Consider the following 14,602-nt stretch of genomic DNA (forward strand, 5'->3'; position numbering starts at 1 on the left):
ACCCCCAGCCCCGAGCATTCGCGGCAGGCGCCGTACGGGCTGTTGAACGAAAAATGGCGCGGCGTAAATTTTTCAAAGCTTATGCCGCAGTCGGGGCAGGCGTGCTTTTCGGAAAAAATCGTCTCTTGCGGCTTGCCGCGCGCATCCTGATAAAGCGCGATCAACATTCCCCCGCCGTGGCGGAGAGCAAGTTCAACCGAGTCCGTCAGCCGGGGACGGATCAGCTTCGTGATCACCAGGCGGTCCACCACAATATCTATGGAATGTTTTTTTTTGTCGTCCAGCGGCGGCACTTTTTCAAGATCATAAATCACGTTGTCCACGCGCGCGCGCGCAAAACCGCGCCGGCGGGCATGGTCCAGGACCTGGGCGTGCATCCCCTTGCGGCCACGGATTTGCGGGGCCAGCAGGGCCACTTTGGCCAGGTTGGGCAGCAAAAGCAGCCGTTCCACAATCTCCTCCGCGCTCTGGCGCGCCACCGGCCGGCCGCAGTGCGGACAATGCTGGCGGCCGACGTGCGCGAACAACAACCGCAAATAATCGTATATTTCCGTGCTGGTGGCGACAATGGAGCGCGGATTTGAGCCGGCGGTCCGCTGCTCAATGGAAATGGCCGGCGACAGGCCCTCAATGTAGTCCACCTCCGGCTTCTGCATCTGCTCCAGGAACTGGCGCGCGTAGGCCGAAAGGCTCTCCACGTAGCGGCGCTGGCCCTCGGCGTAAAGCGTGTCAAACGCCAGCGAGGATTTGCCCGACCCGCTCAACCCGGTAACCACGGTCAACCTGTGCCGCGGAAGCTTGACGGTAATATTCTTGAGATTGTGCTCCCGCGCGCCGGCAATCGTGATCCATCCGTTCTGTGCTTTTGTTTCCATCCGAATTACTAACCTTGAAAATATTTTTTGCTAAATGCCGCTATGGTGGGCTGAAAAAACGAAATAGCGCTCCATGCGTTTGCTCCGGGTTTTCCCTTACCCTGCGAATCTGTCGCGCCATTTTCGGGGATTTTGGGAGCAATGAAATATGGAATAGATTACAATTTGTTCGGAATCGCGCTCAAAGAAAATGGCGTAAGGAAAACGTCGGACAAGCGCGCGCCGATAGTTCTCGTGAACGACTGGATATACCTGCGGGCGTCTTTCGATGGATAGGATTGCGACTTCCAAGCACCTGATGAAATCCATGCCAAGTCCCGGCGCTTGCCCCTCGTACCATGAATACGCTTCGGCAATATCCTGTCTGGCTTCGGGAAGTAAAACCAGTTTGTCAGGCATTGCGCACCAGCATAGACCTTTTTACCTGTTGCCAAGTCATGACCGAATCCGGATTCTTCCGAAAACTCCGTTTCCGACGGGACAACTCTTTTTTTTGCCATTCCAGAACAGGTATGTCGGCGTTGCTCCTGGCAATGCTGTCCCAGATATCTTCAACCATCAGAATTTTTTCGGGCAGAGGCAAGGTTTCGATGTTTTTACCAAATGTTGTCATGCTGAAAACATCTCAAAAAAAATGGTCGGAGTCAACCGGATATCAGATATTCACTGAAGAGAGCAATTCCGCTTCGCCACCAAACAATTCATTAAGATATGATGGTAAAGAATAAAAACTTTTCTTGTCGGTTATACTCATGTTCATATTAAAAGGATACAAAACCCTCTGGATAAAATCAAGCCGCTAGCGACGGGGGACATTTGCGCCTATTCCCCCTCTTTTCACCGCCGCTCCCGGCGCGGCCTCAATTTCCAGCGGCGCATGTTTTTTAATATATTCAACAACCGCCGCGCGCGTGTCCTGATCCGTCTCTTCCAGCCTGGAACCGGACCGCTCCATGATTTCCCGCAGCCGGGGAAACCGTCCCCCGGCCGAAGCCAGATCATAACTGTTCACCGCAAATGAAATTCTCTCGCCGTGTTTTATCTCCCGCCCGTCGCTTCGGCACAGATTGCGCACCCGCGCGCCGGCCAAAGCGCGCGGATTCAATTCATAAACAAGTCCGTAAATCCCCCGGAACTGGTCCTTGCCGTAATAACCGCTGTTTTCCTCAAGAATTTCGCTGATTTCCGCCGGCGTCAGCCAGGCCTTGCTGATCGTGTTTTCATAGGGAACTATTTTCCAGACATCCGCCATCCGCACCGCGCCGGCCGGCAGGCTCGCCGCCGACAAACCACCGTGAAAAACAATCTCCGCCCCGACCGCCTCGCTTATGGCCGCGGCGATGAGCGTCTGCGCGCCGGACTGTCCCGGCGTTTTTTCCCGCGCCGTGATTTCATGCTTGTTTTCCCCGACCTTTCGGCGCAGGTATAAGCCGGCCGAACTCAAATCCGCCGCCGCCAGCTTTTCCAGTTCCGGGTCCGGGGGCGCCTCGCCGCTGACGGGGATAAGCCGCGGCTCAATCCGGGTCAACCTGCGCCGTTCATCGTCAAAGCGGAGGACAACGCGGCCGAGCCAGAGGCCGTAACAGCCGGCCTGGGTGTAGATAATCCGATTTATTTCCTGGCCTTCAACCGCCTGATGAGTATGGGCGCCGATAATCAAATCAAAATCGGGAAATGCCTTTGCGATGCTGTTGACTTGATTGCCGCGGTGGTCCCCCCACTGCCGCCAGCCCTGGTGCACGGCCAGGACGAGAATGTCGGGCTTGATTTTACGCGCCTGCTCCACAACCGGGCGCAGGGCTTCCAGCGTGTCCGGGAATTGCAGACCGCCGAGGAGGCGCGGACGCGACCAGTTGGGAATGTAGGGATTGGTCAGGCCGATAATAACCAGCTTGACCCCGTCCAATTGTCTGACCAGGAAAGGGCGGGCATGCGGCAGACTTTGGCCGGCCGGCGCCGTTATGCCCGCCGCCAATACCGGAATTTCCGCCCGGCGGTAGAGCGCGCGCAACCTTTCAACCCCCCAGTCAAACTCGTGATTTCCAACCACCAGCGCGTCATAACGCAGATATCTGACCGCCTTCACCATGACATCCCCGCGGGTCAAATAACCCGCAACCGAGCCCTGAAATAAATCGCCGCAGTCAATCAGAACCGCGTTGGTCGCCTCCGCCCGGATTTGATTGATAATGGCCGCGCAGCGCAATAATCCGCCGGCCGGCCGCGCCTGATGCGCAGTATCCGCGGACAAACCGGCCTCCCGGTCGTCCACCCTGACCGGCTCAAGGTGGCCGTGCAAATCGGCGGTATGGAGGATATTGATTTCTACTTCGCGGCCGGAACAGAGCGCCGCCAGGCCGCATCCGAACAGGAAAAGAGCCGCCCCGCGCCCGAAAAGATTTTTATTGCGCTGAAACGGCCGATTGGATAATTTTAAGGGCATGTATTCAATAATGTTAAAATCAAAAATCCACCTGGCAAGGGTTACCGCCGTCAAACCCGACTATGAAGGCAGTCTAACGATTGACCGCGACTTTATGGAGGCGGTCAAAATGCTGCCCTATGAGAAAGTCCTTGTGAGCAATATGGAAAATACGAACCGTTTTGAAACTTACCTGCTGCCCGAGCAACCGGGAACGGGAACCGTCTGTCTCAACGGTCCGGCGGCGCAACTTGGCGCCATAGGGGACCGGCTGGTCATTTTTGCGTTCTGCCATATTCCCACGGAAGAAGCGCGGAATCATCGCCCGCTCATCCTGGTTCTGGACGAACGCAACAAACCGGTCCGATAGATGTTGAACCCGAAGTTTTGGAAATAATCTGATTGGTTATTTCCAAAACTGACGTGGTTTCCGTCTTGGCGGATCAGCGCCACATTGGCACATGAAACGTGATTCCGTGATTCACGTGGCGGCCCTACGGGTTAATTTTGCGCCCGCATGCGCAAAATCAATATTCATTCCGCCTTCTTGATTCTGCCTTTCTCAGGCAATATTGCGCTCCCCCTCCCCCCAGCCGCGGCAACGCCCCTCAATAACTTCCCTGGTAATCCGACACTCCCTGATATTCTTCTTCGCGGGCGCCTCGTACATGATATCCAGCATGATGTGCTCAAGAATGGCGCGCAAACCGCGCGCGCCGGTTTTCTTTTTCGCCGCCAAAAAGGCGAGATGCCGGAGCGCGGCCTCTTCAAACACCAGCTTGATTCCCTCCATCGCCAGCAGTTTTTCATATTGTTTGAGCATGCTGTTTCGGGGCTCCACCATAACGCGCACGAGGTCTTCCTCGGAAAGGTCGTTCAGGGCCGTTACCATCGGCAGACGACCGACAAATTCCGGAATCATCCCGTAATGGATAAGGTCCTCCGTCTCAACCGCGCCCAGAATTGATTCCTCCTGCACACGGCGGCGGCCGGAACCCGCGCCCGCGGGGTTAAAGCCGATATTTTTGACGCCGATCCGGCGGCGGACGATTTCATCCAGGCCGACAAACGCGCCGCCGCAGATGAAGAGGATGCCGGCGGTGTTAATCTTGATGAACTCGGCCTGGGGATGCTTGCGGCCGCCGTGCTGAGGCACGCTGGCGATCGTCCCCTCCATGATTTTCAAGAGCGCCTGCTGGACGCCCTCGCCGGAAACATCGCGCGTGATGGAAATATTCTCCGCCCGGCGCCCTATTTTATCAATTTCGTCAATATAAATAATACCCGTCTCGGCCCGGGCCACATCCATATCGGCGGCCTGGATAAGGCGCAGTAAAATATTTTCAACATCCTCGCCCACGTAACCGGCTTCGGTCAAGGGGGTGGCGTCGGAAATACTGAAGGGCACATCCAGAATGCGGGCCAGAGTCTGGGCCAGCAGAGTCTTGCCACTGCCCGTGGGGCCGATCAGGAGGATATTGCTTTTTTGGATTTCAACCGCGGCGAGCGGATCGTCCTGATGAAAACGCGTCTTCTGTTCCAGCCGCTTGTAATGATTGTAGACGGCCACGGCGAGAACCTTCTTGGCGTGTTCCTGACCGACGACATAATCGTCCAGCATGGTTTTAATCTCATGCGGCTTCGGAGTCGGCCGAGCTTTGCGCTGCGCCGCGGGCCGGGCCGCTCCGCCCCGCATTTCACGGGCGCATATTTCCAGGCAATCGCGGCAGATATTGACGCCCGGGCCGATCAACAGACTGGGCGCTTCATACTTGCCGCGGCCGCAGAACGAACAGGAAGGCGATTTTTTTTTTGTCATTTTGATGAATCCCGGATTATAATGCATTTAATTCTTTTTTTCCGCCGGCTCTATCTCCCGGCGGCTGACGACAACGGTGTCCACCAGCCCGTATGCCTTGGCCTCTTCGGCCGACATGAAAAAATTACGGTCCGTATCGCGCGCCACGGTTTCCACGGGACGCCCGGTGTGTTTTGCGAGAATACCGTTGAGGATTTCGCGCAAGCGCAGAATCTCGGTCGCCATGATGCTGATATCCGAGGCCGCGCCTTCCGCGCCGCCCCACGGCTGGTGCAGCATGACGCGCGAATTCGGCAGGGCAAAGCGTTTGCCCTTCGTCCCGGCGGCAAGGAGCACCGCGCCCATGCTGGCCGCCTGGCCGACGCAATAAGTGGCCACGTCGCATTTGACAAACTGCATCGTGTCGTAAATTGCCATGCCGGCCGTCACCGAACCGCCGGGCGAATTGATGTAAAAACTGATCTCTTTCCCGGCGTCCTCCGCCTGCAAAAAAAGCAACTGGGCGACGATAAGACTGCTGACCTCGTCGGTCACGGCCGTGCCCAGAAACACGATCCGATCTTTTAACAGGCGCGAATAAATGTCATAGGCGCGTTCTCCGCGGCCGGTTTGTTCCACCACCATCGGCACCATCATCTGATTTCTCGGGGACATTCTTCCTCCTCCATAATTATTTAATTAACCGTTTTCGCAACTCCGGCTTCCTCTTTCTGCCGGCCGCCGCCGAACAGGCGCGTCATCAGCCCTTTTTCGCCGACAACGGAGTTGGCCAGCAGAAAATCAAGAATTTTTTTCATTCTGATTCCATGCCGGAGCGCGTCCATTTCATCTTTTTTCTCAAGCTCTTTTTTAAGCTCATCGGGCGTCATGCGGTAATCGCGGGCCATGTTCTGGATTTCCTGTTCAACCTCGGCGTCCTCCGCGGCGATTTTTTCCTGCTCGCCGATCCGGTGCAGGATATAACCCAGTTTAACTTTTTCGACGGAGGTTTTGGAGGCGAGCGCCAGGATTTCCTCCTTCTGGGAGGCAAGCTGCTCCCGGGTCGTTCCGCGCATAAGCCGGTCGCGCGCGATGGAAGCGAACATGTGCCGGATTTCCTCCTGGACGATTGATTCGGGCAGTTCCATGGCGGTGCGTTCAAGGAGATAATCAATGATCTCCTTTTCGCGGCGCTCTTTATCCAGGCGGAGCGCTTCCTCCAGAAGCGAGGCCTTTATTTTATCCCTCAGCTCGGGCTCCGACTGCACCCCCGCGGATTTAAAAAAATCATCGTTCATGACCGGTTTTTTGCGTTCACGAGCCGCCTTGAGCGTCACGTCGTAGACGACCTGTTTGCCGGCCAACTCCGGCCGGTTGAAATCGGGCGGCAATTGCAGGGAAATTTCCCGCCGGCCGCCGATCGGCATGCCCTCAACGGCGGCCGCAAAACCCGGGAGCAAGGTGTCGTCTTCGCCGGCCACCATCCAGAAGTTCCGGCCGGCGGCAAATTTGTCGGAGCGGCGGGCGCCGGATGATTTCGGCTGAGCGCCGTTGTCCCGGCGGGCGTAATCAATCTGCACCCAGTCGCCCTTGCGCACGGGACGATCGGACACATTTTCAACTGCGGCCAGACGCTCAAGAAAACGGTCAAACGCCTTTTGAACATCGTCTTCCGAAACGGAAACTTCCCTGGCGGAGACAGCAATGTGCTGATATTTCGGCAGCTTGAATTCGGGCGGCACATCAAGGACAAGCCGGTAGACCATCGGCTTGCCGGGCTCCATTTCGGTTTTCACATCCAGGATTGAGAGCGGGTCCAATTGGGCCTGCTTGATCGCCTCGCGATAAGAGCCGGCCACAAGGCGGTCGCCGGTTTCCTCGCGGATTTCCCTGGCAAAACGGCTTGCAACCAGATTGGCCGGCGCCCGCCCCTTTCGGAACCCGGGAATGCTGGCGAAACGCACAAAATTTTCAAGGACCTTGCGATATTCGGTTTCCGCAGTCTCGGCCGGCTGTTCCACGATCAGGCTTTTACGGCAGGGACCGTCTTTTTCAACTTTTATTTTCATATTCATTCATGCATTGTTAAAAGAAACTCGGCGTTGGTTTTGGTCTTCTTTAATTTATTCACGACCAGTTCCATGGCTTCAACCGGCGGCACGCCGTTCAAAGCCTTGCGCAAAACCCATATTCTATTCAATTCGTCCGGATGAAGCAACAATTCTTCTTTGCGCGTCCCGGATTTTTCAATGTTGATGGCCGGAAACACCCGTTTATCAACCAAATGGCGGTCCAGGCTCAACTCCATGTTGCCGGTGCCCTTGAATTCCTCAAAAATCACCTCGTCCATCCTACTGCCGGTGTCCACCAGGGCGGTGGCAATAATCGTCAGGCTGCCGCCGTGCTCAATATTCCGCGCGGCCCCGAAAAATCTCTTCGGCTTGTGCAGGGCGGTGGCATCCACGCCTCCCGAAAGAATTTTACCGCTGTGCGGCTGCATGGTGTTATAGGCGCGCGCCAGGCGGGTGATGCTGTCAAGCAGGATGACCACGTCGCGGCCGCACTCCACCATCCGTTTGGACATTTCAATGACCATTTCCGCCACCTGGATGTGCCGTTCGGGCGGCTCGTCAAAAGTTGAACTCAGCACGTGCGCCTTGGTGTTGCGCTCCATGTCGGTTACCTCCTCCGGCCGTTCGTCAATAAGCAGCACGATCAGGTCAATCTTGGGGTGATTTTTTGAAATACTGTTGGCAATTTTCTGGAGCAACACCGTTTTTCCGGTGCGGGGCGGGGCGACGATGAGCCCGCGCTGCCCCATCCCGATCGGCGTAAAGAGATCCATGACGCGCATGGATATTTCATCGTGTTCCCGCTCCAGCATGATGCGCCGGTCCGGGAAAAGCGGGGTCAGATTTTCAAAAGGCACCTTGCTGTTCGCCTTTTCAGGATTTTCCCCGTTAACCTCTTCCACCCGCAAGAGGGCAAAAAATCTTTCCTTGTCGCGCGGGGACCTTATTTCACCTTCAACGGAATCGCCGGTCCGCAGCGCAAAACGCCTGATCTGCGAGGGGGAAACATAAATATCTTCCGGGCAGGGCAGATAATTGTAATAAGGCGAGCGCAGAAATCCGAACCCGTCCGGCAGTATCTCCAGCACCCCTTTGCCAAAGAGCGCGCCGTTCGCGCTGGCGTTGGCCCTGAGAATTTCAAAAATCAGCTCATGCTTGCGCAGGGCGCCCAAATCCGTCAGGCCGCTGGCGGAAGCCATGGCATTCAATTCCAGCACCGTTTTTTTCTGTAAATCGGAAAGGTGGATCGCTTTTCCCCCGCCGGCCGGACGGGCGGATGAAGCGCCTGAGGTTTCCGCGGTTGTCTGTCCGGACGCGGCCGCCGCCGCGTTCGCGGCGCCGCCCGCCGGCCTGACATCCCCGGCGGCCCCCAACCCGGCGGGCCGGTCATTCTTCTCCAGCGGCGCCTGCTCCCGCTCCATTCCATTGCCGTTATTCCGCGGCGGAATCGGATCGGAATCGGTATAGATCTTGGAAACAGACGGACGGCTTTTAACATAACGTGGAGCGCGTCCTCTCCGCCTGGCTGCCGTTTCGTCGTGATTATCTCTTTCTCTCATAGCGCTTCTCCGTTTTCTCCTTAATGTGCCGGAATACCAATTTGGCCTGCTGTCGCAAACCGGCGACAGTTCCGGCATTAAAAATAACATAATCGGCCCGGTTCATTTTTTCAGCCAGGGGCATTTGGGCCGCGATTCTTGCCCGGGCGTCTTTTTCTGTAAAACCTTTTTTCTTCAAACGCGCAACTTGCGCGTTCAACGGCGCCGCCACGCAGACCACCGCATCCCAGCCCCGCTCCCATCCCGCCTCATACGCCAGCGGAATAATTACCGCCGCGAATCCGGCGCGCGCGGGAAGCATATTCAGCCAGGCGTTTATCGCCCGGCGCGCGCAAGGATGCACCAACCCGTTCAGTTTGCGCAGTTTGTCACGATCATTAAACACTATCCGGCCGAGAACACTCCGGTCAATTCCGCCGGCCAGCCCCAAAACCCGCCGTCCGAAAACAGACGCGATCCGGTTGATGAGCGGCCTGTCATGGCGCAGCAATTCATGGCAGACCCCGTCGGCATCAAGAATTCTGGCGCCCGCTTTCCGCCATATTTCGCCCGCGGAGCTTTTCCCGCAGGCGATTCCGCCGGTGATGCAAACGCGTTTCATATTCAAAGCGGAATTCAGGCGGCAGCATTCGGCAGTTTGCAATCAAAATTCATTATTTCGAATTCTGGCTACTGCGTCCTGACTTCCGGCTCCTTCTTTTTCAATTCATTGACCCGCAATACGGCTTCCTGGGCGTTTTTACTCCCGGGGTCATAAAGGAGAGCATGCTCGGCCGCCAGGCCGGCCTCGGACAACAACCCGGCTTTTATTTTCCGAAAGGACTCGCCCGCCTTAAACTCGGCAAACTGTTCGTCGTCCGGCGTAATAATGCGGAACACGCGGTATTTCAAGTTGCCCCAAAGCGGAACGAACCAGCGCAGAGCCGACGGGTTGAACTCAAACAACCTGGCGGGCGCCGCCGCCGGCGGATTGAGGGCGTCCACAAAATATCTCATCTGCGCCTCCGGGCGCAAACCGGCAAATTCGCCGAGCGAATGGACATAAAACGCCGCCCCGTGTTTGACGGCCCACAAACGGAATTTTTCCTCATCGGCCTTAAAAAGCATTTCCCCGTATTCCTGCACGCGTTTCCTTATATCCGGCGATTCAAACTTTGGATGCAGAACAATCGGCGAATCGGCGTATGCGAGCGCAAAGGCGCTGATCCCGAAATTCGCCAGCAACGGCTGGCCGGGCGCGTTGGTTTTCAGCCAGTCAACAAGCTCCCGGCGCTGCTTGAGATAGGACTGGGAACCGCCCCAGCGCGCCGGAGCGCGCAAAACATTTCCCCCTTCGGCCAGCGCGCCGGCCAGCAATAAAGCAACGGCCGGAACGCGGAACCATGTTTGCCGGCGCACAATCCACGCCCCCAACAATCCGGCCGAAGCAGCCAGGCCTACCGCGGCAAACACGTGCATCCGCACAAACAGGATATACGCCATCAAAGATATGAAAGTGAAAAAAAGAAGACCTGTTGTTTCGGGATCAACCCGCCGGAGGCAGTCAAATAAAGAGTTATGGCTTTTGGATGCCGGCTTCTGGATTTCGGGATCAAAGGTCCGACCGGGACAGAACAGGAATATGCCTGCTGAAACTAAAAACAAGGGAAGACTAAAAGGAAAGAGCGTTTTTGTCAAGGAAAAAGTTGCGGAATTAAGGGCCGGCACCCAGAGAATCCGCTGCGAAAAGGTGAGCAGGGAAGGATCGGACGGCTTGGCATTGAGAAAGATTATCTTGGCCCAGAGAAGCTCCGTAAAATGATGATAAGACTGCAGGTATTGCCGCCCCAGCCAGAATCCGATCAGAACCGGCAAAAGGACCAGCGCCGCGCGCAGGAACATAACAATCCATTGTTTTGAATTAGGATGCAAAGAGCAGTGCGACTTTTCCCCGTGGTTCTGTCTTGTAGGAGTCGCATCCCTATGCGACGATCTTTGCCTTTCGCCGAACAGGGGTTCGGCTCCTACAAATACTTCATATTCGTCCGCCCTGCCTATTCCGGTCATATTTTGGGTGGGCAGGGCGAACCGCCCAGCTCCGCCAGAGCGCTTCGCCGAGGCGAGTCCCGGTGAGCCGTGAACGCGACGCAGCCATGGCCCGGGGGTTAAGAACATGGCCGGCAACACACCATAGGCCAAAAGCATGGCCGGCGACCAGACAAAACCATGGGCGCGGAGATAGGGGTTCAGCAGTCCGGCCAGGACCAGCGCGGCCAGGTTAAGCCCCCATTGCCACCGGCGCCGAACCGGCCGGAAATAATCCCCCCGCACAACGCGGACGAAGCCCAGCAAAACCCAGACAATAATGTAAAACTGAATCAAATCCCAGAGCATAAGGGCGCAGGCGAGCAAAACGGCGGAAGCGGCGGCCAGGCAAATAAAAACGGGCAAACGTTTCCCTTCTCCGGCGGCCAGGGCGGACAACGCAAAATGCGCGATCAAGAGCGGGAGGGCAAAATTTTCATGGGATATTTCCTGGCCGGTGGAACGGATCACGCTTGCCAGCGACAAGGCGTAAAAGGCGCCGGCCAGCGCCGCCCCCCAGAGCGACTTCTGCCGCCACCATATCCATAAAAACATCGCCGGAATACCCAGGCAAAACCAGAGGGCTGAAATCCAGCGCACGCGCTCATCCAGCGGAACGCTTTCCGGGAAAAGACGCGCCAGAAAGGCGCAGATGCGCTCCGAACCAATTTCATAAGTCTGGCGCACTGCCACGCCGCCGGGATATTGGACTGATTGATCAACAACCGGCAAGCCGTTGGTTGCGGCCAGCATGCGCACATAACGAAAGTTTAAAGCGCTTTCCAGATTAAAAGGCAGGGGCCGCCCGTAGCATTCATATTGCGCGGCCAAAACCGCCCGCCGCACCGCCAGGCCGGAGGCGAAAAGAGCCGCCAGGATTAAAAAAAATAAAACTGATTTTGCCCAACTCATCTTTCAAGAAAATTTTTACCGAGACCAGTCTCCGCCAAAACGCTGCGCCCGGGCGAACACCGAGTCCGCAGAGATTTTTTTCGTATCTCGTGAAACGCATCTCGCATCTCGTCTGACGAACGACGCTTCACGCATCACGCACGACGCGTTCCATCTCCGCGCCTCAAGCGATGCCCTGAAGCATGCGCTGCGCTTTCCGCACTTGACGGATCCGCCGCGGCGGAAACTTCGGGGCGAAGCGGGCGGGGTAATTCCCGATTCTGCTTACAGCGCCGCCGCCATTGAATGGAACTCCATCCGGGAATAAAAGGAACGCAGGCGTTCCGTATCCGCAAGAGCGAGCTTGGTTTCCTCCACCGGGCGGGGCAATTTGATGTTTTTATCCAGGGTTATGATTTGAACATTCCTGAACACGTCCGCCCGGCAGTTTTCCAGAAGGGCGCGCATTCTTTCCGGTTTCAGCCGCTCAAGATTCTGAAAGATGCCCTGAAGCGAACCCCACTCGCCGAGAAGCCGGGCGGCGGTTTTGGCGCCGATCCCGCGCACTCCGGGAATATTATCCGAGCTGTCGCCGGTCAGGGCCAGCCATTCAACGATCTGCGCGGGATGAACGCCGGTTTTCAGATAAACTTCTTCAGGCCCGACTCTATTTTCAATTTTTCCGGGAGTAATCAGGGCGATGTTTCCGCCGGTGATCTGCATCAAATCCTTGTCCGAGCTGGCCACCAGGACTTCAAAGCCGGCCGCTTCCGCCTGTTTTGCGGCGGATGCCAGGATATCATCCGCTTCCCTGCCCTCCATCCGCAGTCGCCCGATGCCGGCGGCATCCAGATATTCCCGGATGTCCTCCAGTTGAACGCGCAGTTGATCCGGCATGGGCGGCCGCTGCGCCTTGTAACTGCTGAGCAGTTTTTTTCGCTCCTCCGGAATGCCGCCGTCAAAAACCACCAGCCCATGGGTAGGACGCCAGACGCGGTTAATCTGGCCGAGCATCCGGATAAAGCCAAAAACGGCATTGGTGGGCCGGCCCGCTTCGGTTGACAAACCGGTTACGGCGTAAAAGGCCCGGTAAATCATGCCGAGCGCGTCAACGAGGACAATGCGTGAAGTCATGGTTGTTCACCGCAGGCGCAGAGGTTACAGAGGTTCTTGCGTCAGGGCGTGACGGCGGCGGTTGCCAGCGGGACCGCGGCTTCTTTTTTAATCTTATTGCCGGCCGGATCAACAAGGTTGGCGGTAACGAAAATCAACAGGTTCTTTTTTACGCTCTGGCTGGTCTTGCTGCGGAAAAGGTAACCAAGCAACGGGATATCGCCGACAATCGGGATTTTATCCTCGGTAGTATCCTGCACTTCGGTGATCAAACCGCCCATGACAACCGTCTGACCGTCCCAGATGGAAATACTGGTTACGATTGACCGGCTGTGAAAAATCGGCTGGTTCAGGGCAAGGTGCTGCGTGTCCCCCCCCCGCGTCTGCTGGTCGTAGCCGTAATCAATCCATTCCGCCAATTCAACCACCTGCGGCACCATGGCCAGGTCAATCGTCTCATTATCCGGCCCGACTGTCGGCGTAACCTGCAGGCTGACGCCCACGTCCCGTGATTCAAAAGTGCCCGGCACAACCATAAAACGGGTGTCGCTGGCGGCCGTGGTGATGGCGATGGTCTGCTCGCGAATCTCATATTCGGTCGGATAAGTCAACTCCCGCACGACCTTGATTTCGGCGCTGGCGCCGCTCTTGGTGGTTACTTTCGGAGCGGAAAGAAGATTGGCGCCAGTTTTCTGTTCCAAGGCATGCAGAATGACGGTCAGCTCCGGATTGGTCAGAATGCTGGAGACCGAGAGGATACTGCCCATGGTGCCGCTGGCGGACGGAATGGCCTGGCCACCGGACACCGTGAGTTCGCGCAGTCCCTTGGTAACATTGTTCTTGTTCATCTGGAGGCGCTCGCGCATGCTCGGGGGAAGGCCGGATTGTTTTTCGGCCAGTTCCCAGTTGTCGGTCAGGAGCCATTCAAAACCAAGCTCCTCCAGGTCCGTCTGGCCGATTTCAACGAAGCGGGCTTCTATTTCAACCTGCACGGGCGGCACATTCAGCTTGTTGAGCAGACGTTCAAAGTTTTCAAGATTCTCGGACGTGTTCTTGACAATGAGCAGGGTTTGCCCCGGTATATAAACGATGGATGTGCCCTCGGGGAAAGGAATGCCGGCATTGGCGAAAAACATCTTCATGTCCCGCCGCTCAGCCGTGGCGGGCGCCACGGAACCCAGTTCCAGCATATCGCCCGTGCCGGTTGCGGCGGCGGCGCCGCCGCCCATGAAAGTCTCAACGATTGAGGGCTGGACTTTATAAGTGCGCGTTTCCAGCTCGCCGTAAGCGACATCGGCCGGGAAAATGACCACCACGTTTTCCTCAATCCGGTATTTCAACCCCGAACATTCGGTGATATATTTTAACGCCTGCATGAGGGAAATCCGCGAAAGGGTCAAGGTAATGGAAGGGATGGCGCCCGTGGTTGCCGCACCGGCGGGCTGTTCCGCGGCAAAAATATCATCCGCGGGCGCAGCCGGCGGGCCGGCGGTTCCGCCGGCGGCTTCGCCCGGCCGGCGCAGATTCAGCATAAGATTTACGCCTCTTTCACCGGGGCTGGGATCGCGGTCGCTTACCACGCTCTGCTGGTGAAGGTAACTGATCACATCCACGATATTCGCATTCCGGAAATCAATTTTTTCAATGGTAATGTTGTTTAACTTATCCAGCAGTCTCCGGCGGGCCTGCGAGGTAATGATGGTGTCGGCCCTTTCGCCGCGCGGGCCGGTGATGACTTTCTTGACGGGCGGGGTCCAGGTATCGCGAATCTGGGCCAGCATCTCCGCCTTCATGCGCTGAAATTCATC

The 14,602-nt window shown here is 56.7% G+C and carries 13 protein-coding genes; 1 reads left to right on the top strand and 12 read right to left on the bottom strand.

Features of this window, described 5'->3' with window-relative positions; all coding sequences use genetic code 11:
* The 4 genes from PHP98_10025 to PHP98_10040 form a co-directional block, all read right to left on the bottom strand.
* Positions 1-875 (bottom strand): excinuclease ABC subunit UvrA (locus PHP98_10025; protein ID MDD5483963.1); only part of this gene is annotated, 875 nt, incomplete at its 3' end.
* A gap of 96 nt (positions 876-971) precedes the next feature.
* Positions 972-1,274: a type II toxin-antitoxin system RelE/ParE family toxin gene (locus tag PHP98_10030; protein ID MDD5483964.1), complete on the bottom strand. Its 303-nt coding sequence runs from the start codon at positions 1,272-1,274 to the stop codon at positions 972-974.
* Entirely contained in the window at positions 1,267-1,434 is a 168-nt protein-coding gene (locus tag PHP98_10035) for an addiction module protein (GenBank protein MDD5483965.1), read from the bottom strand. Before PHP98_10035 ends, PHP98_10030 begins: the two co-directional genes overlap by 8 nt.
* Positions 1,435-1,674: 240 nt before the next feature.
* Entirely contained in the window at positions 1,675-3,318 is a 1,644-nt protein-coding gene (locus PHP98_10040; protein MDD5483966.1) for a bifunctional UDP-sugar hydrolase/5'-nucleotidase, read from the bottom strand.
* On the opposite strand from PHP98_10040, the gene PHP98_10045 reads away from it, so the two are divergent.
* Positions 3,317-3,667, top strand: coding sequence for an aspartate 1-decarboxylase (locus PHP98_10045; GenBank protein ID MDD5483967.1), 351 nt, complete (start codon positions 3,317-3,319; stop codon positions 3,665-3,667). The two genes, PHP98_10040 and PHP98_10045, sit on opposite strands and share 2 nt — an antisense overlap.
* Positions 3,668-3,859: 192 nt before the next feature.
* Here PHP98_10045 and clpX read toward each other — a convergent pair whose 3' ends face one another.
* The 8 genes from clpX to PHP98_10085 form a co-directional block, all read right to left on the bottom strand.
* Entirely contained in the window at positions 3,860-5,116 is a 1,257-nt protein-coding gene (gene clpX / locus PHP98_10050) for an ATP-dependent Clp protease ATP-binding subunit ClpX (protein MDD5483968.1), read from the bottom strand.
* Between the two features lie 27 nt (positions 5,117-5,143).
* The gene (gene clpP, locus PHP98_10055; protein ID MDD5483969.1) at positions 5,144-5,770 is read right to left on the bottom strand and encodes an ATP-dependent Clp endopeptidase proteolytic subunit ClpP; all 627 of its coding nucleotides are present in this window, start codon (positions 5,768-5,770) and stop codon (positions 5,144-5,146) included.
* A 20-nt stretch (positions 5,771-5,790) separates the two neighbouring features.
* Positions 5,791-7,164 (bottom strand): trigger factor, encoded by a 1,374-nt coding sequence (tig, locus tag PHP98_10060; GenBank protein MDD5483970.1) that lies wholly within the window; start codon positions 7,162-7,164, stop codon positions 5,791-5,793.
* A gap of 2 nt (positions 7,165-7,166) precedes the next feature.
* Positions 7,167-8,726 carry a transcription termination factor Rho gene (gene rho, locus PHP98_10065; protein ID MDD5483971.1) on the bottom strand — a complete coding sequence of 520 codons (1,560 nt, stop codon included), beginning with the start codon at positions 8,724-8,726 and terminating at the stop codon, positions 7,167-7,169.
* Positions 8,710-9,327: a dephospho-CoA kinase gene (gene coaE, locus PHP98_10070; protein ID MDD5483972.1), complete on the bottom strand. Its 618-nt coding sequence runs from the start codon at positions 9,325-9,327 to the stop codon at positions 8,710-8,712. The genes rho and coaE overlap by 17 nt, the downstream gene beginning before the upstream one ends.
* 68 nt (positions 9,328-9,395) lie before the next feature.
* Positions 9,396-11,702: a hypothetical protein gene (locus tag PHP98_10075; protein ID MDD5483973.1), complete on the bottom strand. Its 2,307-nt coding sequence runs from the start codon at positions 11,700-11,702 to the stop codon at positions 9,396-9,398.
* 264 nt (positions 11,703-11,966) lie between these two features.
* Positions 11,967-12,815 (bottom strand): 5'-3' exonuclease H3TH domain-containing protein, encoded by an 849-nt coding sequence (locus PHP98_10080; protein ID MDD5483974.1) that lies wholly within the window; start codon positions 12,813-12,815, stop codon positions 11,967-11,969.
* Positions 12,816-12,856: 41 nt separating this feature from the next.
* Positions 12,857-14,602: hypothetical protein (locus PHP98_10085; protein ID MDD5483975.1), on the bottom strand; the 1,746-nt coding region annotated here is incomplete at its 5' end.

This window comes from Kiritimatiellia bacterium, from assembly GCA_028715905.1.
Classification (GTDB): Bacteria; Verrucomicrobiota; Kiritimatiellia; order JAAZAB01; family JAAZAB01; genus JAQUQV01.